This is a genomic window from Cupriavidus sp. 01L45 (assembly GCF_056399885.1).
Genome location: NZ_JBFTSG010000022.1, coordinates 22,443 through 44,049, shown reverse-complemented (window position 1 = coordinate 44,049; position 21,607 = coordinate 22,443). Strand labels below are relative to the sequence as shown.

Below are 21,607 nucleotides of genomic sequence, written 5' to 3'. Positions count from 1 at the left end.
CCGGTCATGCCGCCGGCAGGATTCCTCATCCTTTCACCTCGTTTCATGCATCCTCTGAATATCTACAACACGCTCGCGCGTGAAAAACAGCCTTTCGTGCCAATCGAACCCGGCCGTGTACGCATGTATGTCTGCGGCATGACGGTGTACGACTATTGTCACGTTGGCCATGCGCGCGTGATGGTGGTATTCGACATGGTGCAGCGCTGGCTGCGCACGGCCGGCTACCAGGTGACCTACGTGCAGAACATCACCGACATCGATGACAAGATCATTCGCCGCGCCGCGGAGAATGGCGAGACCATCGGCGCGCTGACCGACCGCTTCATCCGCTACATGCACGAGGATGCCGACGCGCTGGGCATCCAGCGCCCGGACCATGAGCCGCGCGCGACCGACTACGTGCCGCAGATGCTCGATATCATCGGCAAGCTGGAGGCCCGCGGCCTGGCTTATCAGGCCAGCGATGGCGATGTGAACTATGCGGTGCGCAAATTCCCCAATTACGGGCGCTTGTCGGGCAAATCGCTGGAAGACCTGCGCGCCGGCGAGCGCGTGGCCACCAACGAAGCCAAGCACGATCCGCTCGACTTTGTGCTGTGGAAGCCCGCCAAGGAAAGCGAGCCCGCCGAAAGCAAGTGGGACTCGAAATGGGGCGCCGGCCGTCCGGGCTGGCACATCGAATGCTCGGCCATGAGCTGCGCGCTGCTGGGCGAGCATTTCGATATCCACGGCGGCGGCGCCGACCTGCAGTTCCCGCACCACGAGAACGAGATCGCGCAGTCCGAAGGGGCCAGCGGCAAGACCTTCGTCAACTTGTGGATGCACAACGGCTTCGTGCGAATCAATGACGAGAAGATGTCGAAATCGCTCGGCAACTTCTTCACCATCCGCGACGTACTCAAGGAGTACGACGCCGAGGTGGTGCGCTTCTTCATCTTGCGCGCGCATTACCGCAGCCCGCTGCACTACAGCAATGACCACCTGGAGGACGCTCGTCATTCCCTGACGCGCCTTTACACGGCACTCAAGGACGTGCAGCCCGATGATCAGCCCCTGGACTGGGAAGAGGCGCATGCGCGGCGTTTTATCGACGCGATGGGCGACGACTTCAACACGCCGATCGCCATGGCCGTGCTGTTCGACCTCGCCGGTGAAGTCAATCGCACCGGCTCGCGGGCGATGGCGCGCCAGCTCAAGGGCCTGGGTGCCACGCTGGGCTTGCTGGAGCGCGGCGCGCACGCGTTCCTGCAAGGCGGCAAGACAGCCGATGGCCTGCAGCCGGAGCAGATCGAAACCCTGATCGGTGCGCGCAAGCAAGCCAAGGCGGAGCGCAACTTCGCCGAAGCCGACCGCATCCGTGCCGAACTGCTGGCCGGCGGCGTGATCCTTGAAGACAAGCCGGGCGGTGCCACCGAGTGGAGGCGCGCTTGAACGCTGCCGTGCGCAAGACGGCGACGCCTGCGGCGCCGTCCAAGACTGCTGCGGCCAGCAAGGCCAGGCCTGCGGCGAAGCCGCCGGTGCCGCTCAAGTCGCCCAAGGCAAGCACGGTGGCGAAGGCCGCCAAGCCGCTGAAGAGCGGTGTCAAGGTGGCCAGCAAGGCCCCGGTCAAATCGTCCGGGCCGGTGGTCCGGGCGGACGGCAAGGCGGTGCTGAAGACCGCGGCACGCACGCCCAGGGCGCCCGTGCTGCCGGAAGCCGCGGCAATCCCCCTGCCGGTCGAGACGGTGGTGGGCGCGGTGCGTCCCGCCTACTGGGACGAGGCCTGCGCCGACCTGATGAAGCGCGACCGCATCCTGCGCAAGATGATCCCCACCTACGGTCCGGCGCACCTGATCTCGCGCGGCGATCCCTTTATCACGCTGGCCCGCTCCGTCGTTGGGCAGCAGATCTCGGTGAAGGCCGCGCAAACGGTGTGGGAGCGTCTGGCGGCACTCTGTCCCAAGCTCACGCCGGCACAGATGCTAAAGGCCGGGCACGACAACCTGGCCGCTTGCGGCCTGTCGCGCCGCAAGGCTGAGTACATCGTCGACCTTGCCGAGCATTTCAAGGCGGGACGCGTGCATGTCGACAGCTGGACGGAGATGGACGACGAAGCCGTCATCGCCGAATTGACGCAGATCCGCGGCATCGGCCGCTGGACCGCCGAAATGTTCCTGATGTTCAACCTGATGCGGCCCAATGTACTGCCGCTTGACGACGTCGGCCTGATCAACGCCATTTCGGCGAACTATTTCAGCGGCGAACCCGTTACCCGCAGCGAAGCGCGCGAGGTGGCGGCCAATTGGGAGCCGTGGCGAACCGTCGCCACCTGGTACATGTGGCGCAGTCTTGACCCTCTGCCGGTGACGTATTAGCCTGACAGGCAGCAGAAAGACAGCAGAATTTGCATGGAAGTGCGCGAGGCTGCATCCGCAGACTTGCGGTTTAGTGGGTGAATTCCGGTAGAATGCGCCCCTTCACAGACAGGTACGCGAGTCTCATGAAAACCACCTTCCTGGATTTTGAGCAGCCAATTGCCGAACTCGAGGCAAAGATCGAAGAACTGCGGTTTGTGCAGGACGATTCGGCTGTCGATATCTCCGAAGAGATTTCGCGGCTGGCCGGCAAGAGCCAGCAGCTTACCAAGGACATCTACGCCAACCTGACCCCATGGCAGGTGGCACAGATCGCCCGGCATCCGCAACGTCCGTACACGCTGGACTATGTGCGGGAGATCTTCACCGACTTCCACGAACTGCACGGCGACCGCAGCTTTGCCGACGATCTCTCCATCGTGGGCGGCCTGGCCCGCTTCAACGGGCAGGCGTGCATGGTGATCGGTCACCAGAAGGGGCGCGACACCAAAGAGCGCGCGATGCGCAACTTTGGCATGCCCAAGCCCGAGGGCTACCGCAAGGCCAAGCGCCTGATGGAGCTGGCCGACAAGTTCGGCCTGCCGATCTTCACCTTCGTTGACACGCCGGGTGCATTCCCCGGCATCGACGCGGAAGAGCGTGGCCAGTCCGAAGCCATCGGTCACAATCTCTACGTGATGGCCGGCCTCAAGGTGCCCCTGATCGCCACCATCATCGGCGAAGGCGGCTCCGGCGGCGCGCTGGCGATTGCCGTGGGTGACGTGGTGCAGATGCTGCAGTTTGCCACCTACGCCGTGATCTCGCCGGAAGGCTGCGCTTCCATCCTGTGGAAGACCGCCGAGAAGGCACCCGAAGCTGCCGAAGCCCTCGGCCTGACCGCGCACCGCCTCAAGGCGCTTAGCCTGATCGACAAGATCGTCAGCGAGCCGCTGGGCGGCGCGCACCGCGACGTCAAGGGCATGGCCGCCATGCTCAAGCGTTCGCTGGCGGATTCGCTGCGCCAGTTCCAGGGCATGAGCGTGAAGGAGTTGCAGGCGCGTCGCAACGAGCGTCTGCTGTCCTATGGCAAGTTCAAGGAAACCGGCGCACCGGGCTGACCCGTCCGCCGGCTTGACCGACAAGGTCGCACAGGCACTTCAGGCCGGTGCGGCCTTTGTTGTTTCTGGCCATGGCGCACGGGCAGGCACGGTGGCGGTGGCGCTCTCCGGCGGACGCGATTCGGTAGCGCTGCTGCACGCGTTGCGTGCGGCGGTGGCGTCGTCGTCGCTGCCGCTGCGCGTGGTGGGGCTGCATGTGCACCACGGGCTGCAGGCGCAGGCCGACGAGTGGGACGTTTTCTGCGCGTCGCTGTGCCGCGACTGGCAACTGCCGTTCTACAGCCGCCGCGTCACGGTGAGCCAGCAGCACGGCGAAGGGCTCGAGGCGGCCGCGCGCCGCGCGCGCTACGCAGCGCTGGAGGCCATGTGCGATGAGGCCGGGGCGGAACTGCTGCTGTTCGCGCATCACCTGGATGACCAGGTCGAGACCGTGTTGTTGCGCCTGTTTCGCGGCAGCGGGCTGGCCGGGCTGGGCGGCATGCCGCGCCTGCGCCGGCTCGGGCCGCGGCAGCAGATTGTGCTGCTGCGGCCCTGGCTTGACGTGGCGCGTGACGACATCGATGCCTACTGTGCCGCCCATGCGCTCGCATGGATCGACGATCCCTCCAACGACGACCCCCGTTTCGCCCGCAACGCGCTGAGAGGGCAGATGCCCGCGCTGGTCGCGGCGTTTCCCGCCTTGCGCGCCAACGTGGCACAGGCCGCCGCCCACCTGGCGCAGGCCGGCGAATTGCTGGATGGGCTCGCCATGCAGCTGATGGCCGGGCTGGTGCGCCCGCCGCGCGATGCCGGCACCATCGCGGAACTCGATCTCGCGGGCCTGCGCGCGCTTTCGTCCGCGCAGGCCGACACTGTGCTGCGCCTGTGGTTGCGCGACCTCGGCACGCAGGCCCCTTCCACCGCGCGCTTGTCCGCCATGCGCGCGCAATTGATCGAGCACGAAGGCGGGGAGCCAGCCATCCATCACGAGGCGCTGGTGCTGCATCGTTTCCAGGGGCGCGTGCTGGCCCGGAACGCCGGGCCAGCGATCGCTTCGGGCGATCTCGCGCTAGCCTGGCAGGGCGAGGCAAGCCTGGCGGTGCCGGCCTGGCATGGCGAACTGCGCTTTACGCGCGACGACACCTATGGCTTGCCCGAAGCCGCGTTGCGGCAGCCCCTGCGGCTCGCGGCACGGCAGGGCGGCGAACGCATCGTGCTGCGCCCGGGCGGCCCGGCGCGCGCACTCAAGCAGGCCTATCAGGAGGCCGGCGTGCCGATGGCGCGGCGCGCGCGGCTCCCCCTGCTGTGGGCGGGTGGTCAACTCGTGTTCGCGGCCGGGCTGGGCATGCACCGGCGCTGGCCGGCTGCACCCGCATCGCCACGCTGGCGCATCGAATGGGTGGAGTGGACGAGGGCGTAACCGCGCCCTGAACAGGCGGTGCAAGCGGACGCCAGATCGCATCGATACCGCGCGCAAAATAGGCGCGCGAGCCGTGCGCGCCACTTCCGCCGGGCGCGTGTCATCATGCGATGCCTTGCTTCACGCCGCCTCTTCGTGTATTTTCAGAGGTTTTGCACAATCGCTGGCGTCGACAAATAGATGGCTCTCATCGTTCACAAATACGGCGGCACTTCGATGGGTTCTCCGGAACGCATCAAGAATGTCGCCAAGCGCGTTGCCAAATGGCATCGTGCTGGTCACCGCGTAGTCGTGGTGCCTTCGGCCATGTCCGGCGAAACCAATCGCCTGCTTGGTCTTGCCAAGGAAATTTCGGCGCAGCCGAGCCCGCGTGAGCTGGATATGCTGGCCGCGACCGGCGAGCAGGCCAGTTCGGCCTTGCTGGCCATCGCGCTGCAAGGCGAGGGCGTCGGCGCGATCAGCTACACCGGCTGGCAAGTGCCGGTGAAGACCGACTCGTCCCACACCAAGGCCCGCATCGAATCGATCGACGACGAGCGCATCCTGGCCGATCTCGACGCCGGGCGCGTGGTCGTCATCACGGGTTTCCAGGGCATCGATGGGTACGGCAATATCACCACGCTCGGCCGTGGTGGTTCGGATACCTCGGCAGTGGCCATCGCCGCCGCCATCGAGGCTGACGAATGCCTGATCTACACCGACGTGGACGGCGTCTACACCACCGATCCGCGCGTGGTCGAGGACGCCCGCCGCCTGGACCAGATCACCTTCGAGGAAATGCTGGAAATGGCCAGCCTGGGTTCCAAGGTGCTGCAGATCCGTTCGGTGGAGTTCGCCGGCAAGTACCGCGTGAAGACCCGCGTGCTGTCGTCGCTGACCGACCCCCTGATGCCCCTCGAGCAAGAAATGCACTCGGGCACGCTGATCACTTTTGAGGAAGAGTCTGAAATGGAAGCAGCCGTCATCTCCGGCATTGCCTTTGCCCGTGACGAGGCGAAGATCACCGTCCTGGGCGTGCCCGACAAGCCCGGCATCGCGTACCAGATCCTGGGCCCCGTGGCCGACGCCAACATCGACGTCGACATGATCATCCAGAACCAGTCCGTCGACGGCAAGACCGACTTCACCTTCACCGTGCCGCGCGGCGAATACCAGCGCGCGCTGGCTATCCTGAACGATGGCGTGAAGGCGCATATCGGCGCTGCCAGCGTCTCCGGCGACCCCAAGGTGTCGAAGGTCTCGGTGGTCGGCGTGGGCATGCGCTCGCACGTTGGCATCGCCAGCAAGATGTTCCGCACGCTGTCGGAAGAAGGCATCAACATCCAGATGATCTCCACTTCGGAAATCAAGATCTCGGTGCTGATCGACGAGAAGTACATGGAGCTCGCGGTGCGCGCGCTGCATAAGGTGTTCGAGCTGGATCAGGCGTGATTCATGTTGGACAGGCCGCGTGCGGCTTGTCCAACCGCAGGTCCAACTATCGGTTCTGAGATTTTTTTGAATTAGTTATCGAATCATCGTTGACCAATTGAAATCTGACCGATAGAATACGCGCTTCGTTGTGTGGCCTCCCTCACACAACGGCAGGTTTGGGAGACGTGGCCGAGAGGTCGAAGGCACTCCCCTGCTAAGGGAGCATCCGGGCCAAAACCTGGATCGAGGGTTCGAATCCCTCCGTCTCCGCCAGCAATGGCGGCAGAACCCCGGAAGATCGCGGTCTTCCGGGGTTTTGTTTTTTGTGGCCCCGATTTCACTGCTGTCCCCGCGTGTGTACCTGACACAGACAGAGCGGGAACCAGCATGTACCTCACCCCGCCGAGACGGCATCTGCTACCTGCGCAAGCGCGTGCCGATGGACCTCGTTGCCGTCCATGGCAAGCGAGAGATTCTGCGCAGCCTCAGCGTCAGATCCTCGCCGCGATCGCGCAGTGCCGGGGCACCGAGCCGGTCAAGTATCGGGTTCCCCGGCTGGGACGGTTCACGGGCGCACGTTGAATAGGTTGTGCCAGCCTCGCGCGTTCGACATCGTCGTTCCTGACAGCATCTGCGGTCTCCTGCTGGCCGATCGGATCTCGCCGTTCGTTGCAACGAACGCGCTGAGCGTGTGCGGCACGCCGACATGCCCAGGTCCGTCCGGACCTACTTCGTCGCCCGTTCGCGTAGCAGCAGCGTCTGGATCGCGATGCCGATCGTCCCCATCTCGTCATAGAGGCGTGACATCGTGACACCAGTTCCGCTGCCATGCACCTCTGTACCGGACAAAAGCCCGATCCATTCCCCGACGGGCTCACGATGCAGATGCAGGCTAAGGTCAGCATTGGCGAACAGATAGCGACTCGCCGGAAGCACCCAGCTCAGCCCATTGCCGAAATCGGACGCGGCGGCAGCACGCATGGCGGGAGATGTCGGCGCTCCCTGCACGATCGGCACCGTGAGCCTGAACCAGGCAGCGCTGGGGCCGGCTTGCGAAGGGTCGCCTTGTGCGACGCGTGTCTCCATGGCCGATTGATAGAAGGACGTTCCGTCGGGCAAGCCTGGGATGCGCACGCTGTCATTGCAGTTTGCCGGCAACGGTTCAAGCCGCGTGGGCGACCAGCCGGCAGGCAGGTCACCAGGCAGCGTCAATTGCGCGCCACGCAGCATCAGGGCATGTCCGCGGGCAACCAGAAGGTCTCCGGCAAGCAGGTCGATAGTGATACGCGATGTGGCTCGCGACGACTGGAGGTTACATCTCGTTGTCAGCGGGGTAATCGGAACTGGCTTGATCAGTTCGACACTCAAGCGCGCGAGGCGCCAGCCAGGCTCCGTAACTGCGCTTTCGGCCGCATGCGCCAACAACGCGCATGGCGCCCCGCCGTGCTGGAAACGCGCGTCCCATGGACCGCGTGAGAGCTCTGTCGGCAACCATGTATCGCCTTGTCGTTCGTAGACAGCCGATGAACTGTCACTGAATGCCGGGATCGCTTGCGTCATGGTGTGCTCCAAATCGAATCGTGGGCGGCCGTGGCTGCCCAGTTGTAAATTGGATGGCCCGGCGCACGCCGAGGCCGGTCTTTTCGTAGAGAATCCTGGCGCCGTTTCCCGTCTTGAAGGCTATCAAGGGCGGGGAGATCATTCAGCGTGCAAAGTCGTTCCGCGTGAGTTGGTAGTCGCCATTAGCGAGCCGGAGGCACGATCAGGAGCGTTGAAGTTCCGTGTGCCAGGACGCGGCCATCGGTGGCCAGGACCCGCGCCTCGGAGGTGACGATTTGGCGCCCCTGGCTGACAACCTTCGCTTCGGCGCGAACACGGCCGGTATCTGGCCTGATCGGCCGCGAGAAGTTGCCCTTGGTTTCGACGGTGGTGTAGCTGGTCCCCGCAGGCAGCAAGGAATGGGCAGCGCAGGCGGCCACACTGTCGATCAGGGTCAGCGCCCAGCCGCCATGCACCGTGCCCATCGGATTCAGCAAGTGCGGCGCGGGTTCGCCCTCGAAAGCAGCAAAGCCGTCGCCGACTTCAACGAACCAGAAGTCCAGCGCCTGCGAGATCGGCGCCTGCGGCAGTTGGCCGTCAATGATTGCCTGAAGCAACACTCTGCCACTCATTCCGGCGATGTCTTCCAGGTCGGCCACGCCAAAGCGATAGTTTTTCATGTCTCTGTTTGTTATTGAAATTATATGTAGATGCAATAAATGCAGATGCATATAATAGAAACATGAACAGGAAAACACAAGCACCAAGAACATTGCGCGCGGACGCCGCCGATGCGCTGGAGTCGGATCTTGGCTGGCTCTCGCGCTTGGTGGCGCGGCGCATTACTAGCAAGCTGGATGCAGCATTGCTGCCATCTGGCTTGTCCAATACCCAATTTGGGCTGATGTGCCTGATCGCATCCGCGCCGGATGACACGCTGGGGGCGCTTGCGCTGCACGCCGGACTGAATCAATCCACCATGTCCCGAAACGTGGATCAACTCGCCGGGGCCGGCTTGGTGGAAGTCGTGAGCGCAGAGAGTGACCGCCGGCGACGCGCAGTCTGGCTGACCGAGGAGGGGGCTTTTCGCCTCCAGCGGGCCCTTGCGTTTTGGTCGCCGGCGAACCGCGAACTGTCTGCGAGTCTGGGGCCGGACCTGCTTGGCCTGCTCGGCAAGGCGGCAGACAAGCTAGGCGACTAGGTCGCGCTGGCAAGATGGGGGCGCACAGGCGATCGCCGAAGCCGGCGATCGCCTGATCGAGCAGATATTCCTCCGGGCGGCCACAAGATAGCGGCTCAAGTAAAGCGGTCGCTCAGCACCTGTGCCGTCAGTTCCCGGCCTTTCCAGAACATGTGATGGATGCGCTCGGCGTACTTGTGCAGCGTATCCGGGTCAATGTCATCGAAGGTCATTACCACGGATGGCCGCGTCCCATCGCCAGGCACCTGCTCTATGACATCGCAGGGTGGTAGACCGTACTTTTCGAGAAGCGCGCGGACTTCGTCGTCAGCGGTGCCGGGTTCGATATTCGTCAGCAGTAGACGTGACATGATTACCTCTTGCTTCGATACAACGGGCAATGTCCACTATGTGCCGTTGGCTGGGTTAGCCTGATATCTGGCAACTGCCAAATCCAGGGTGATGAACATCCGGTCACGGCCGAGCGTCTCTCCCAGCGGGGAGCGTCGAACCATCGCCAGCACGTCGGGATTCATGCCGACCAGCCAGAGCAGGACACCGTCTTCCTCACGCAGTTCTTTCTCCGCATCGATCAGCATATGGAGCGCGGTGTACTCGAGGTCCGAAACGCCTGCCAGGTCCAGGGCCAAAATCTTCGGCCTGACCTTGGCAACCAGAGGCCTCAACTTATGCCCGATGCGCCGCGCATTCGCAAAGTAGACTCTTCCTTCCGGCCTCAGCATCAGCAAGCCGGGGATGGCCTCGTCTTGCGGATGTTCATCCGACCGCGGGCGGATCACATTGGTGTCGGGCTTGCGGACGAGCACGTAGACGGGTGGGTCTGATGTCTGGTACGCCAGGGCTAGCAGCGACACGATGATGGCGATGACGATCCCCTGCAGCGTGCCAAGAGCAACAACGCCGGCCATCGCAATCAGCGCCCAACTGAACTCGGTGCGCCGTATGCTCAGAATCGCGCGAAATTCGGCGGGCTTGATCAGGGTCACGGAGTACACGATGACCACTGCGGCCAGTGTGGCCTCCGGCATCAGTCCCACTACTGGTGCGAGCACCAGCATGGTCCCGAGCGACGCCAGGGCGGTCACCAGTCCGGCCAGTTGCGAGCGTGCGCCAGAAATGCGGTTGACGGCGGTTTGCGTGGTGCCCCCGCCGGCTGCCATGGCACCGAGGAAGGCGCCGCCCAGGTTTGCGAGTCCCGTGGCCAGCAGTTCGCGATTTGCCGCTGGCGGCGGCTCCCCGCTTTGCGCGAATGCGCGCCCGGCGGCAATGCTCTCGGTAAAACTCATCAGCGCGACGCCAAGCGCCCCAGGCCATAGCCGCTGCATCATATCCACATCGGGCAGGGTCACGGGCGGAAGGCCGGTCGGGACTTTGCCGACGATGGCCACGCCGTAGTCCGGGAGGTTCAGCAGCGTCACGCCGGCGATGCCTGCGGCCACGGCAATCAAAGGCGCGGGCAAGCGCGGCAGCCAATGCTCCATGGACAACAGGATGCCGACCATGGCGATACCCACAGCCGCAGTCGCCAACGACGCGTGCGGAATGCCTTGCGCGATGGCCAGGAGATTATGGAAGATCGATCCCTTCTGAATATGCATGCCGAGCAGCTTCGGAATCTGGTCCACCATGATGACGAGGCCGATCCCCGCCTTGAAGCCAACGAGCACGGGTTCGGAGATGAAGTCGGCGACAAAGCCCAGGCGGAGCAGCCAGGCGGCGAGGAGCATGGCGCCGACCAGGAACGTTAGCGTTGCCGAAGCCGTGATCAGGGTTGCCGGGTCGGGGTGCGGGCCCAGGCTGCCGAATGCCGCCGCAACCAGGATCGCGAGCGTTGTCGTCGTGCTGACGCTGAGCGTGCGCGAACTGCCGAGCAGGGCGTAGATCAGCATGGGCGCGAAGGCGGTATAGAGCCCCACCTGAACGGGCAGGCCGGCAATGGTGGCATAGGCGAGCGCCTTGGGGATGACTACCGCCGCAACCGTGAGTCCGGCAATCATGTCCGGTGCAACCCACTCCTTCCGATAGCCTTGCAGCGACCAGCGCATATGGCTGACGTGGATGTCGCGGCGCCCGTCTGGCGCTTCCTGCTGCATGGCTGCCTCCCTCCCGGTTTCGGTTCTGATGAGGGAACCTAGAATTTCTCGGGAACGCGCTTGTACGGGTAGTCCGGCTCCACGTAGCCTTCCGGCTTTTGCCGCGCGGGCAGCGACACCTCCTTGCGCGGCATGGCTTCATAGGGAATCTTGTGGAGTATGTCGCTGATGATGTTGAGGCGGGCGCGCTCCTTGACATCGGAATTGGCCAGGTACCATGGGGCGATTGCGGTGTCGGTAGCCCGGAACATGGCGTCACGGGCGCGAGAGTAGTCATACCAGCGGCTGTAGGACTTCAGGTCCATGTCGGACAGCTTCCACAGCTTGCGTCCGTCGTGGATGCGCGCTTCCAGCCTGCGAGTCTGTTCCTCCTGGCTGACTTCCAGCCAGTACTTGAACAACATCACTCCAGAGTGGACGATGGCCTGCTCGACCAACGGAACGGCCCTGAAAAAGCTCTCCACCTGTTCCTCGGTACAGAACCCCATGACGCGCTCCACGCCCGCCCGGTTGTACCAGCTACGATCGAAGATCACCACTTCTCCCGCGGCCGGCAGGTGGGGCAGGTAGCGTTGCACGTACATCTGACTCTTCTCGCGTTCCGTGGGTGCCGGTAATGCCACCACGCGGAACACGCGCGGGCTCACACGCTCGGTCAGGGCCTTGATGGTTCCCCCTTTGCCAGCGCCGTCGCGGCCTTCAAAAATGATGCAGATCTTGGCGCCCGACTGAACCACCCATTCCTGGAGCCTGACCAGCTCTACATGCAAGGGGAGCAGGGCCTTTCTGTATTTCTTATATGACAAAGGCTCTCTCTGATCACCGTGCTCAGGCTTTTCGCGCCTGGTTTTTTCCTTCTCCTTTGGCATGGTCGTCTCCTTCCGGTGTGTGCGGATCCTTGCATGAGGAGCCATTTACAGTTTCGTCGTCCATGCGGAGAGAGTCAAATCACCGGCCATTACATGGACGACGCAGTGCACCCATGGAGCAAACCATGGCAAGGCAAACCGGCGGACGGCTTGAAGCGTGAGCAGGCTCCCAAAATGCACCGCGAATAGCCCCGGGCTGCCTTGCCGCTACCGCGCATCCACGGCCGTCGTCCTTGAAATCACACGCTGCGCTGCCGTGCGTCAGCACTCGGGCATGCGGGGGATGAAACGTTCACGTTCGACGACGCCGCCTCTGGCAAGAATGGCCGTACCCTCCGGGATCTCCTCCCATGCGCCAGCGAGGTCGACCACGGGTTCCGAAAGCACCAGGATGGCATCGTCGCCCGCTTCGGCAATGTGCGAATTCTCAGGATAGAGTTCGCGTAAATGACGAACGCATGTACTGTGGAAGAGCGAGCGCGAATCCGCTTCGCTGGAGTAGCGCGCTGCGACGATCTGTTCTCCGTCGCTCGCGCAGACCGTCATGTTCAGCGGGTACTCGACGCCATGGCGGTGGCCAACGTTCTCGATCAGGCCCACCATCTGTTCCAGCGCCGCGCGCGGATCGCGTTCAAGCCCGAACGTGAGGGCGAGAAAGAACATGACTTCCGAGTCGGTGGAACCTTCGATCCAGCGGAACAACTCAGGCGCAATGGCCATCATCAGCTCCCGCCTGACCGTCGGATAGTCCCGTATCAGTCCATTGTGGGCAAACAGCCAGCGACCATAGCGAAAGGGGTGGCAGTTGGTTTCCTGCGCCGGCGTGTCGGTCGCCGCACGGATATGCGCAACAAACAACGAGGCCCGGATAGCGCGGGCCGCCTCGCGCAGGTTTGTGTCATTCCACGCGGGATGCACGCAGCGATAGCGGAACGGAACTTCCGAGTGGTGGCCATACCAGCCCATCCCGAACCCGTCCCCGTTAGTCGTGGTGTGCCCGAGCCGTGAGCGCAGGCTCTGGTCGATCAAGGAATGCTCGGCCCGGAACAGCACGGTCTCGAGTTGGATCGGATTGCCCGAGTACGCCAGCCACCGACACATGATGCCTCTCCTCAACGCGTTTCCATGCGGAAGCACTTCTGCCAGGCGGCCGATCGCTCGTCCTGCGCCCGCCAGATCGCTATTTGAAGTTTTAGGACAGTGCGCCGCCTCAGGCAATGAGGCAAGCGGCGATTCCCGAAACCGCGGCGTCGCAAGAGGATATATGGCGTGCAACGCGCATCGGCGCTCTGCATTGAAGTGGCGCATGTGCCATTTACGCCAATCTTTCCAGGTAGCCGGGATCAAAGCCATGCTGGCGGGACGCCAACGCGTTCACATCACAATGCGCAGGCGCCGGCCACCGCTCAGCGCGGCCTGAGTTCAACCGGCGCATCGGCCAGGTAGCCGCCGCCAAGTGCCTTGGCCAGGGCAATCTCCTGGCTGATCTTCTGGCCGTTGACGTTGAGCAGCGCAATCTGCTCGGCAATCAGCGGCTGGCGCGCCTCCATGGCCAGGAACCGGCTGCCGAGTCCGCGCTGGTAGCGGGCCTCGGCGCTGTCCCGGACGAAGGAAACCGACTGGACCTTCCGCCGCTGCAGTTCCGCTTCGGTGTCGAGGTCCTGCAGGCGGGTGCCGGTGATGGCGACATCCCGCACCGCATTGAGCACCGCCTGGTTGTATTGTGCGATGAGCGTGTTACTCGCCGTGCGCGTGCCGCCCAGGTTTGCATTGAGCCGCCCGCCGTCGAAGATCGGCAGGTACAGGCCGGGAATCAGGTTGATCTGCTGGCTGGCGTGGGTGAACAGATCGGCCAGGTGCAGGGCATTGAAGCCGAAGAAGGCGCGGATGTCGAAGCTCGGATAGAACGCCGCCCTGGCCGCGTCGATCCGGTCGAACGACGCTTGCACGTACCAGCGCAGGGCCTGCAGGTCGGGGCGCCGCGCCAGCAGTTCGTACGACAGCGTGGCCGGTACGCCGGACGTGGACTGGGGCAGGGGAACCGGGCGGATCTCCGGCAAGTCATCCGGTCCCGCGCCGATCAGGGCCCGCAACGATTCGCGCAATTGCCTGACCGTGCCCCGCGCCGCGACAAGCTGCCGTTCCAGGGCCAGTTGCTGCGCTTGCGCTTGCTCGACGAATGTGCGCGATTCCAGGCCGCGCGCGGCACGTGCCTGGTGTGTCTGCACCGAGAAGGCGGCGACCTGCCGCGATTGTTCCAGCAGTTCGATCAACTGGTGGCTGGTCTGGATGCCGTAGTACAACTGCGCCACATCGGCCGACAGTTCAAGCTCCACCGCATACGCTTCGGCCAGGCGGGCATTGTTGACGCCCATCGAAGCCGCCACCTGCGCCCGGTGCAAGCCCCAGAGATCGATGTTCAGGCTGGCACCCACGCCGACGATGCCCTCGGTGTACCAGGGACCGTCGAGCCCCAGGGCCGGCACGTTCATCGCGAACGGCCCTAGGAAGCCGTTCGCCGAAACGTGCTCGCGATCGATCGCCCCGAACGCCACGGCCTGCAGGCGCGAACCGGACTTGACCAGTTCGACGTCGGTTCTGGCCTGGGCCACGCGCCTGCGTGCCACCACCATGGTGGGGGCGTCCGCCAGGGCCCGTTCGATCAGCGCGTCGAGCTGCGTGTCGCCGTAGCGCGTCCACCAGCGCGTTTCGGGCCAGCCATCGCGGGCCAGGTGCGTGTCGTCCGCCAGACGGATCTGCTCAAGGGGAATTTCCGGTGAGGGAACCCCGTTTTCGTGGATCAGGGCGCAGCCGCCCAGCGCATACAGGAGCGCGGCGGCCAGCCAAGCTGCGGGGCGGCGCGGCCAGGCGCGGGGTGGCTTGCGTTCAGCCGGCATCATGGGACTCGCGAAGCATCGCCGGGGACTGCGCCGCCGCAGCCTGCCAGTCCGGAAGGACGCAGAGCTGGCGCACCAGGTGCCGCATGGCCGCGACGACAGGCGCCGCAAGGGTTGCGTCGCCAAGCGCCGGGATCTCGACGGGCGGCGGTGTACTGGCGGAGGGTGGGTTGGCAACCAGCGCGTCCGCATAGTGGCCGAGCCGCGCGGCGGTTTGCGCCTGAAAGGCGCGCGCCGCGTCGTAGGCCGTACTGCCCAGGTGGCCATCGGTGGCCTCCAGTGCATTATGAAGTGCATTGCCGGCCAGCATGATCTCACGCCCCTGCGCCAGGACTTCCTGGGCGCGCAGCGTGAGCGGCGCCTGCTCTCCTTCCTGCCAGCCCGGCTCGAGCGCAACGCGCGCCAGCGTATCCTCGCAATCGGACAGCACGGCCCAGGTCTGCAGCTGTAGCTGCGCGTAGGCCAGGTGCCCGGGAGGCGTTGCGGTGCCGGTTGCCGCCTGCGCCAGCAGCTTGCCAACCGAATGCAGCATGGTGGCCAGCTTTTGCCGCAGGGCTTCCCCTTCCGCCTCCGGCCACAGCGACATCTGGATAAAGGTGGAAATGCCAACCCCGAGCAGGATGCCGAGCACGCGGTCCCGGATTTCCGTGAGATTCGTAGTGGGGCCGAACTGCTCAAGCAGTGCAAGCGAAAAGGTGAAGAGGATCTGGGTCCCGGCGTAGCCGATGCGCTCCGATCCGGCCGCGATCCATGCGGCGAGCGCGACCACCGGCAGCGTCATCAGCAGCAGGCCGGCGATGCTGTCGAGATGCGGGATGACGAACACCACCATGAACAAGGCCAGCGCGCTGCCGCCCAGTGCGCCACCGACGCGCAGCAGCGCGCGCTGCATCGACGCGCCAAGGCTGGGCAGGGCAATGATTACGCAGGTCAGCATGATGGTGTGGATGCCTTGCCAGTCGGCCGCGGTGTAGAAGACGTAGCAGATCAGCACGGCGAGCAGGGTCTTGAGCGCGAACCGTACGTACGCCGGATTGGTCAGGGCGTCCGGCACCACCATCGGCGGCTCTTCCGGCGCCTTGCCGGGCGCGCCGGCGGCCGTGTCCGCATCGGCGAACGCCACCAGCGCCCGCTGCATTTCTTGCGCGGCGGCGGGCAGCGGCGCGGCCCCGCCTTGGCCGGGCGTGGCAAGTGGGGCGGGCCGGTATGGCTGGTCCGCGATGACCGATGCGTCCAGCGCCTGGCAGTCGGCGCGTAGCTGCCGCAGCGCTCCGAGCTGCGCCGCCGAAGCGTTCGGCAGATCGTCCGGCAGTTCGCCCGCTGCACGATACAGCCGCGACACGGTAGCGATGCAGGCTAACTGATGCGCCTTGTCTTGCCGATAGTGCGCATCGCGCATGGTGGCGAACTTGAGCAGTTTCTGCAGCGTCAACGCACCTTGCTGAATCGCCATTGGCGTGATTGGTTCCGCCATTGGCGTGCCGTCGGTCAGCCGCGCCAGATGCGCGTCGACAGCACCCAGTTGCCGGTGGACTTCCGCCTTCAATTGCCGCTGCGGCTCCGCGGGCAGCAACAGCGTATTGATCAGCAGCGTCAGCGCGATCGGATAGTTCACGGCGACCCACACCCACAGCACGGCGCGGATCAGCAATTCTGCCTCGCCGGTGCGGTCGACGAAGGTCTGCACGTAGATCACCACGATCGCGACGATGAAGAAAACGATGCCGATCTTCAGCACGCGCATGAGGTACACGCTGGCGAAGAACAGCAGGCTGGCGACCACGATGCGCAGCAAGGGAAAGTCGAAGGTCAGCTTGAGCAGCAGTATCGAAACGCCGATGGCGAGTGTGGATCCTGCGATGAACATCACACCCACCAGCCGGGTGACCACCACGTTCGCTTGCGTGACGTAGAACACGACGAGCAGCGAGAGCGCGAGCGAGGGCACCTGGAGCGCCATCGAGACGACGATGACAATGGCGCTGGTCAGCATGCAGCGCAGCAAGATGTTGACGCGTCCCGGATACGGCGCGAGCTGGGCGCGCAGGAACGCCGCCGCCTGCAGCAGGCTGTCCGGTACGAGCGTGCCCGGGCTCATGGCGGTGCCTCAGCGACGCCCGTCGGGGTTGCCTGCCTCGGGGTGCAGGATGGCCACCGCTGAAGTGCCGACCCGGAACAGATCCGGATTGGGATTTTCGACGCGGATCTTGACCGGGAAGCGCTGGGCCACGTGCACCCAGTTAAGGCTGCGCTGGATGCGCGGCAGCCCGCCGGGCAGGGCCAGGCCGCCTTCGTCCGGCGCCACGCCATAGCTGATCGAATCGACTGTGCCGCGAAAATGCTGGCCGGTGTCGCTCATCAGGTAGACGGTGGCCGGCGTGCCGGCCCGCATGCCTTTCAGCTCCGTTTCCCGGAAGTTCGCCACCACGTACCAGTGGCGCGTATCGATCAGCGTGAACACCGGCTTGAGCGCGGAAGCGAACTGGCCGGTCGATGTCTTCAGCGCCGCCACCCGGCCGTCGAATGGTGCCCGCACGGTGGCAAATTCCAGATGCAATTCGGCCAGCGAGATTTCCGCCAGGACCACCGCGCGTTGCGCAACCAGCGCGTCCACGCCGCTGACCGCCGCCGCCGCCTGCTGCGCCTGCAGTTGCACCGCATTGAGCTCGGCCTGGGTGGCGCGCTGCGCGGTGCGGGCGCGGTCGACGTCTTCCGCCGACACATAGCCTTGCGGCAAAAGCGGCTCGGTGCGGCGCAGGGTATCGGTTGCCTGGGTGGCCGCTGCCCGGGCGCGTTCGACCGCCGCCCGTACGGATTGCGCATTGTACTGCTGTGCATTGACCGTGCGCTGCGTCAGCATGATCTGCTGGTCAAGCGCGGCCAGCGAAGCCTTGGCCCGGGTCAGCGCATCCTGGTAGGGGCGTGGATCGATCTGTAGCAGCAGGTCGCCTTGTTTCACCGCCTGGTTGTCGCGCACGGCGAGCTGGACGATGCGCCCGTTGACTTCCGGCACCACGTCGATCGCGTCGGCGTAGACATAGGCATCGTCGGTGCGCGGCGAGCGGTCCAGCATCCAGATCACCAGAATCAGCAGCGCCAGCGTGATCAGGACCAGTACGAGGGCCGGCCACGCCTTCTTGTTGTTCGTTGTCGTCATGTTCATGCGCCCGGGCGGGTCAAGGTTGGAACAGGATCAGCCAGGCAACGAGGGAAAACAGGGTGACGAGTGTTGGATAGGCCAGGGCCGGAGGGCCGAGCCAGTATCCGGACCGGCTGCGCTCCAGCAGCAGGTAACAGGCGATGGCAAGCGCAACGCCAGCGATGATGCAGAACATCCAGTCGGGAAAATACGCGCCGAGCACGCTGAGGGAGGGCGATCTTGCACATCCCCCAAGCGCGGGGGCGACAACGGCAGCAACACCGATCACTCTCATGGAGTCTCCCATTATTCAGCGCTGCGTGTGTCTGCCGGCAGGCGTCGACACGTTGTGCAGATCGCCTTTATGCGCCGACTCCGGCTGCCCATTTTGCACGATCCGCATAGCCAATGGAAGAATTTGCTCCGGGACTGGCCCTGTCTGCGCGGCCGGCCGGCAAATTTGGCAAGCGGTCTTCGATGGTCTACATTGCATGCATTTCCATGCGCTGGTTCCCGTTCCTGGCGCGGTCGCGTTCATGCCAAAGGCCCGGTCCGTGCGCTGAAGCTGCGCACCATGGGCGCATATCATGAAGTTGCGAATAAGTGACTTGATGAGCCTGTATCGGGGGGGGCGCGACGCCAGCGGAAGATCGAGCCGGGCGGCGCGCCGGCCACCACATGATGCCAAAGCCCCGGGAGGGTTTCATGAGCACGGTCTCCATACTCCTCTCGGCTTTTATCCTTTCCGTGGTCGGCCTGCTCGTGTTTATCCTGAGCGTACGGTACGGCTTGCTTGACGGTTCCCCGAGCGCGGCAGCGGTGATTTTCGCGCCCGGGGAAATCGGCAGGGCGGAGGAGCCCTCGGTCACCGGGCAGCAGCGCACGGCATTGCAGGAGGTCGCAACCCGCACCGGGTTGCCGGCGCCGTCTCCGACGCTGGCCGCGGAACTGACGGCCAGGGCGGAAGCGGATCGCTCGTCTTCCATGGTGGTCTTCGTTTTCCTGTGTTGCGCCATGGCCTGGCTGCTGGTGGCGTCGCTGGCCGGGCTGACGGCTTCGCTCAAGCTGCACCTGCCGGATGCGCTCGCCTCGCAGGCCTGGCTGTCCTTCGGGCGCATCCGCACCGTCCACCTGAATGCCGTGGCGTATGGCTGGGCGCCGATGGCCGGGCTGGGCATTGCGCTCTTTGTCTTGCCGCGCGTGCTGAGGACCCGCCTGGTTGGCGCCAACTACGCGCTGCTGGGCGCCATGATGTGGAACGCCGGCGTGGTTGCCGGCCTGGGCAGCATTGCCGTCGGTCTGTCCGACGGCCTCGAATGGCTGGAGATCCCCTGGCAGATCGGCATCGTGTTCGCCGTGGGCGGCGCCTTGATCGGCATGCCGCTGGTACTCACGTTGTTGGCCAGCCGCGTCAGCCATTTGTATGTCTCGGTCTGGTACATGGGATGCGCGCTGTTCTGGTTCCCGGTCCTGTACCTGGTGGCCAAGGTGCCCTACGTGCATTTCGGCGTCGAGCAGGCAACCATGAACTGGTGGTTCGGGCACAGCGTGCTGGGCTTGTTCTATACGCCGCTTGCCCTGGCATCGATCTATTATTTCCTCCCCAAGATCATTGGCCGGCCGATCCAGTCGTACGGCCTGTCGCTGCTCGGTTTCTGGACGCTGGCGTTCTTCTATGGGCAGGTCGGCGGCCACCATCTGGTGGGCGGCCCGGTTCCCGGCTGGATGGTCACGCTGTCCATCGTGCAGAGCATGATGATGCTGATCCCGGTCGTGGCGTTCTCTGTGAACCTGCACCAGACCATGCGCGGCCACTTCAAGGCGCTGCTGTATTCGCCCACGCTGCGCTTCGTGACCCTCGGCGGCATGATGTACACGCTGAGTTCGTTCCAGGGCTCCTTCGAAGCCCTGCGCAGCATCAACGTCATCACGCATTTCACGCACTACACGGTTGCCCATGCCCACCTGGGGCTCTACGCGTTCGTGAGCTTCGTATTCTTTGGCTCGATCTATTTCATCGTGCCGCGTGTCACGCAGCGAGAGTGGCCGTACCCGAGCCTGATCGCGGCGCATTTCTGGTGCGCCGCAGTTGGTATCGCGATTTACTTCATCGCCCTGACCATCGCAGGCACCCTGCAGGGGCTGGCCATGCTGGATGCCTCGCGGCCGTTCATGGATTCGGTCACGCTGACGGTGCCTTACCTGCAGGCCCGCTCGCTGGGGGGCGGCCTGATGGTGCTGGGGCACCTCTGTTTTATCGCCAACTTCGTCTGTGTCATCCTGGGGTTGGGGCCGAACCGAGACAAGCCCGCCATGTTCCCGCTTGCCGACCTGAACAAGACAGGAGCCAGTTCATGAGGAACGTCACCCTGATGATCGGTGCCGGCATGGTCATGCTGGCGGTGGCCACCAGCGCGCTGGTGGTGGTGCCGTACCTGCAACTGCAGTACGTCAAGCCTGCTCCCGGCCTGAAACCTTATACGTCGGCGGAACTTCGGGGCCGGCAGGTCTATATCGGCAATGGCTGCGTCTACTGCCATTCGCAGCAGCCGCGGGATCCGTCGTTCGCGCCCGACGTGAAGCGCGGGTGGGGCAGGGCATCGGTGGCGGCGGACTATTACTACGATCACCCGCACTTGCTTGGCACGATGCGCACCGGGCCCGACCTGTTCAATATCGGCGCGCGCCAGCTCAGCGCGGACTGGCATCTCGGGCACCTCTACCAGCCGCGCGCCTACGTTGCGCAGAGCATCATGCCGAGCTATCCCTACCTGTTCGATGTCAAGGCAGCTGCCGATCCGGGCGAACACGTGGTGACGCTGCCGGCGGGGGCCGCACCGGTTGGCAAGGTGGTGGTGGCAACGCCCGAGGCGCTCGACCTGGTTGCCTACCTGAAGGCGCTCGACCACACGTATGCTGCCTTGCCCGCGCCGGACGATGCGGCCTCCAAGGCAGGCAAATAGCCGTTTCACGCGCCGCTTGACGGAACCCGATGCCATGCCAGACAACCAGCCACCCTCCCAGCCCTCGCCGCAGGAGCAGCGGGAGTACGCCGACCCCGGCGAAGGGCAGACGCCGATTCCGCGCAGCATCGTGGTGCTGGTGGCGGCGCTGATCCTGTGGGGCATCTACTACATCTCCAGGGCACCGATCAATATCCCCTCCGAGCTCGGCGACGGCCGCACCGTCGGCGCGCTGCAAGGCCAGAAGGCGGCCAGCGGCGGCGCGGCGGACGGCGCTGCAGTGTTTGCTTCGCGCTGCGCCGCCTGCCATCAGGCTACCGGCCAGGGCCTGCCCGGGGTGTTCCCGCCGCTGGCCGCTTCCGAGTGGGTGCAGGGCAAGGCCGAGACCGCGGTGGCGATCGTGCTGCATGGCATCACCGGGCAATTGACGGTCAAGGGCAGCGCGTTCAACGGCGCCATGCCGCCCTTCGGCACGCAGCTCAGCGACGCGGAAATCGCCGCCGTGCTGAGCTACGCAAGAAGCCAATGGGGCAACGCCGCGCCCTCTGTGACGGCGGACCTGGTCGCCCAGGTTCGCATCGCCACCAAGGACAGGGCGGCCCCCTTCGATGGCGACAAGGAACTCGCTCCGCTGAAGTAG

19 protein-coding genes and 1 tRNA gene are annotated in these 21,607 nt (G+C 64.7%); 10 read left to right on the top strand and 10 right to left on the bottom strand.

What is annotated here, in order from left to right:
* Positions 1–45: 45 nt before the first annotated feature.
* From cysS to AC1DT6_RS16855, 6 genes are all read left to right on the top strand, one after another.
* Positions 46–1,434 carry a cysteine--tRNA ligase gene (gene cysS / locus AC1DT6_RS16880; RefSeq protein ID WP_477102780.1) on the top strand — a complete coding sequence of 463 codons (1,389 nt, stop codon included), beginning with the start codon at positions 46–48 and terminating at the stop codon, positions 1,432–1,434.
* The gene (locus AC1DT6_RS16875; RefSeq protein WP_441636824.1) at positions 1,431–2,357 is read left to right on the top strand and encodes a DNA-3-methyladenine glycosylase family protein; all 927 of its coding nucleotides are present in this window, start codon (positions 1,431–1,433) and stop codon (positions 2,355–2,357) included. Before cysS ends, AC1DT6_RS16875 begins: the two co-directional genes overlap by 4 nt.
* Before the next feature lie 125 nt (positions 2,358–2,482).
* On the top strand, positions 2,483–3,454 hold the full coding sequence (locus tag AC1DT6_RS16870; RefSeq protein WP_183030977.1) for an acetyl-CoA carboxylase carboxyltransferase subunit alpha: 972 nt from the start codon (positions 2,483–2,485) through the stop codon (positions 3,452–3,454).
* Positions 3,420–4,853 (top strand): tRNA lysidine(34) synthetase TilS, encoded by a 1,434-nt coding sequence (gene tilS / locus AC1DT6_RS16865; protein ID WP_441636828.1) that lies wholly within the window; start codon positions 3,420–3,422, stop codon positions 4,851–4,853. The genes AC1DT6_RS16870 and tilS overlap by 35 nt, the downstream gene beginning before the upstream one ends.
* A gap of 180 nt (positions 4,854–5,033) precedes the next feature.
* The gene (locus AC1DT6_RS16860; RefSeq protein ID WP_477102779.1) at positions 5,034–6,284 is read left to right on the top strand and encodes an aspartate kinase; all 1,251 of its coding nucleotides are present in this window, start codon (positions 5,034–5,036) and stop codon (positions 6,282–6,284) included.
* 161 nt (positions 6,285–6,445) lie between these two features.
* Positions 6,446–6,539, top strand: a tRNA-Ser gene (locus tag AC1DT6_RS16855).
* Between the two features lie 453 nt (positions 6,540–6,992).
* Here the strand turns inward: AC1DT6_RS16855 and AC1DT6_RS16850 are convergent.
* Complete coding sequence (locus AC1DT6_RS16850) at positions 6,993–7,826, bottom strand: thioesterase family protein (protein WP_441636832.1); 834 nt, start codon at positions 7,824–7,826, stop codon at positions 6,993–6,995.
* 182 nt (positions 7,827–8,008) lie between these two features.
* Positions 8,009–8,485, bottom strand: a complete 477-nt coding sequence (locus AC1DT6_RS16845; RefSeq protein WP_477114791.1) for a PaaI family thioesterase — start codon at positions 8,483–8,485, stop codon at positions 8,009–8,011.
* 62 nt (positions 8,486–8,547) lie between these two features.
* On the opposite strand from AC1DT6_RS16845, the gene AC1DT6_RS16840 reads away from it, so the two are divergent.
* Positions 8,548–9,006 (top strand): MarR family winged helix-turn-helix transcriptional regulator, encoded by a 459-nt coding sequence (locus AC1DT6_RS16840; RefSeq protein WP_441636836.1) that lies wholly within the window; start codon positions 8,548–8,550, stop codon positions 9,004–9,006.
* A 95-nt stretch (positions 9,007–9,101) separates the two neighbouring features.
* Here AC1DT6_RS16840 and AC1DT6_RS16835 read toward each other — a convergent pair whose 3' ends face one another.
* The 8 genes from AC1DT6_RS16835 to AC1DT6_RS16800 all read right to left on the bottom strand — a co-directional run bounded on the left by AC1DT6_RS16835 (position 9,102) and on the right by AC1DT6_RS16800 (position 18,299).
* The gene (locus AC1DT6_RS16835) at positions 9,102–9,356 is read right to left on the bottom strand and encodes an RNA-binding protein (RefSeq protein ID WP_477102777.1); all 255 of its coding nucleotides are present in this window, start codon (positions 9,354–9,356) and stop codon (positions 9,102–9,104) included.
* 36 nt (positions 9,357–9,392) lie between these two features.
* Positions 9,393–11,099, bottom strand: a complete 1,707-nt coding sequence (locus tag AC1DT6_RS16830; protein ID WP_441627407.1) for a SulP family inorganic anion transporter — start codon at positions 11,097–11,099, stop codon at positions 9,393–9,395.
* A 38-nt stretch (positions 11,100–11,137) separates the two neighbouring features.
* The gene (gene ppk2, locus AC1DT6_RS16825) at positions 11,138–11,968 is read right to left on the bottom strand and encodes a polyphosphate kinase 2 (protein WP_441627405.1); all 831 of its coding nucleotides are present in this window, start codon (positions 11,966–11,968) and stop codon (positions 11,138–11,140) included.
* 261 nt (positions 11,969–12,229) lie between these two features.
* Entirely contained in the window at positions 12,230–13,069 is an 840-nt protein-coding gene (locus tag AC1DT6_RS16820) for a class II glutamine amidotransferase (protein ID WP_441627403.1), read from the bottom strand.
* Between the two features lie 305 nt (positions 13,070–13,374).
* Positions 13,375–14,868, bottom strand: a complete 1,494-nt coding sequence (locus tag AC1DT6_RS16815) for an MdtP family multidrug efflux transporter outer membrane subunit (RefSeq protein WP_441627401.1) — start codon at positions 14,866–14,868, stop codon at positions 13,375–13,377.
* Entirely contained in the window at positions 14,855–16,963 is a 2,109-nt protein-coding gene (locus AC1DT6_RS16810; protein WP_441627399.1) for an FUSC family protein, read from the bottom strand. Before AC1DT6_RS16810 ends, AC1DT6_RS16815 begins: the two co-directional genes overlap by 14 nt.
* A 9-nt stretch (positions 16,964–16,972) precedes the next feature.
* On the bottom strand, positions 16,973–18,022 hold the full coding sequence (gene mdtN, locus AC1DT6_RS16805) for a multidrug transporter subunit MdtN (RefSeq protein ID WP_441627397.1): 1,050 nt from the start codon (positions 18,020–18,022) through the stop codon (positions 16,973–16,975).
* 19 nt (positions 18,023–18,041) lie between these two features.
* A complete protein-coding gene (locus AC1DT6_RS16800) occupies positions 18,042–18,299 on the bottom strand; it encodes a YtcA family lipoprotein (protein ID WP_045239049.1) in 258 nt (85 codons plus the stop codon).
* Between the two features lie 410 nt (positions 18,300–18,709).
* On the opposite strand from AC1DT6_RS16800, the gene AC1DT6_RS16795 reads away from it, so the two are divergent.
* Genes AC1DT6_RS16795 through AC1DT6_RS16785 form a run of 3 tightly spaced genes read left to right on the top strand, consistent with a single transcriptional unit; the run spans position 18,710 to position 21,607 of the window.
* The gene (locus AC1DT6_RS16795; protein WP_441627395.1) at positions 18,710–20,362 is read left to right on the top strand and encodes a cbb3-type cytochrome c oxidase subunit I; all 1,653 of its coding nucleotides are present in this window, start codon (positions 18,710–18,712) and stop codon (positions 20,360–20,362) included.
* A complete protein-coding gene (locus tag AC1DT6_RS16790) occupies positions 20,359–20,967 on the top strand; it encodes a cbb3-type cytochrome c oxidase subunit II (protein ID WP_441627393.1) in 609 nt (202 codons plus the stop codon). Before AC1DT6_RS16795 ends, AC1DT6_RS16790 begins: the two co-directional genes overlap by 4 nt.
* A 34-nt stretch (positions 20,968–21,001) precedes the next feature.
* The gene (locus AC1DT6_RS16785) at positions 21,002–21,607 is read left to right on the top strand and encodes a c-type cytochrome (protein WP_441627391.1); all 606 of its coding nucleotides are present in this window, start codon (positions 21,002–21,004) and stop codon (positions 21,605–21,607) included.

Coding starts and splice junctions, on each gene's coding strand:
- cysS (WP_477102780.1), top strand. CDS start 46: ATGCATCCTCTGAATATCTACAACACGCTCGCGCGTGAAAAACAGCCT.
- AC1DT6_RS16870 (WP_183030977.1), top strand. CDS start 2,483: ATGAAAACCACCTTCCTGGATTTTGAGCAGCCAATTGCCGAACTCGAG.
- tilS (WP_441636828.1), top strand. CDS start 3,420: ATGGCAAGTTCAAGGAAACCGGCGCACCGGGCTGACCCGTCCGCCGGC.
- AC1DT6_RS16860 (WP_477102779.1), top strand. CDS start 5,034: ATGGCTCTCATCGTTCACAAATACGGCGGCACTTCGATGGGTTCTCCG.
- AC1DT6_RS16850 (WP_441636832.1), bottom strand. CDS start 7,826: ATGACGCAAGCGATCCCGGCATTCAGTGACAGTTCATCGGCTGTCTAC.
- AC1DT6_RS16845 (WP_477114791.1), bottom strand. CDS start 8,485: ATGAAAAACTATCGCTTTGGCGTGGCCGACCTGGAAGACATCGCCGGA.
- AC1DT6_RS16840 (WP_441636836.1), top strand. CDS start 8,548: ATGAACAGGAAAACACAAGCACCAAGAACATTGCGCGCGGACGCCGCC.
- AC1DT6_RS16835 (WP_477102777.1), bottom strand. CDS start 9,356: ATGTCACGTCTACTGCTGACGAATATCGAACCCGGCACCGCTGACGAC.
- AC1DT6_RS16830 (WP_441627407.1), bottom strand. CDS start 11,099: ATGCAGCAGGAAGCGCCAGACGGGCGCCGCGACATCCACGTCAGCCAT.
- ppk2 (WP_441627405.1), bottom strand. CDS start 11,968: ATGCCAAAGGAGAAGGAAAAAACCAGGCGCGAAAAGCCTGAGCACGGT.
- AC1DT6_RS16820 (WP_441627403.1), bottom strand. CDS start 13,069: ATGTGTCGGTGGCTGGCGTACTCGGGCAATCCGATCCAACTCGAGACC.
- AC1DT6_RS16815 (WP_441627401.1), bottom strand. CDS start 14,868: ATGATGCCGGCTGAACGCAAGCCACCCCGCGCCTGGCCGCGCCGCCCC.
- AC1DT6_RS16810 (WP_441627399.1), bottom strand. CDS start 16,963: ATGAGCCCGGGCACGCTCGTACCGGACAGCCTGCTGCAGGCGGCGGCG.
- mdtN (WP_441627397.1), bottom strand. CDS start 18,022: ATGACGACAACGAACAACAAGAAGGCGTGGCCGGCCCTCGTACTGGTC.
- AC1DT6_RS16800 (WP_045239049.1), bottom strand. CDS start 18,299: ATGAGAGTGATCGGTGTTGCTGCCGTTGTCGCCCCCGCGCTTGGGGGA.
- AC1DT6_RS16795 (WP_441627395.1), top strand. CDS start 18,710: ATGAGCACGGTCTCCATACTCCTCTCGGCTTTTATCCTTTCCGTGGTC.
- AC1DT6_RS16790 (WP_441627393.1), top strand. CDS start 20,359: ATGAGGAACGTCACCCTGATGATCGGTGCCGGCATGGTCATGCTGGCG.
- AC1DT6_RS16785 (WP_441627391.1), top strand. CDS start 21,002: ATGCCAGACAACCAGCCACCCTCCCAGCCCTCGCCGCAGGAGCAGCGG.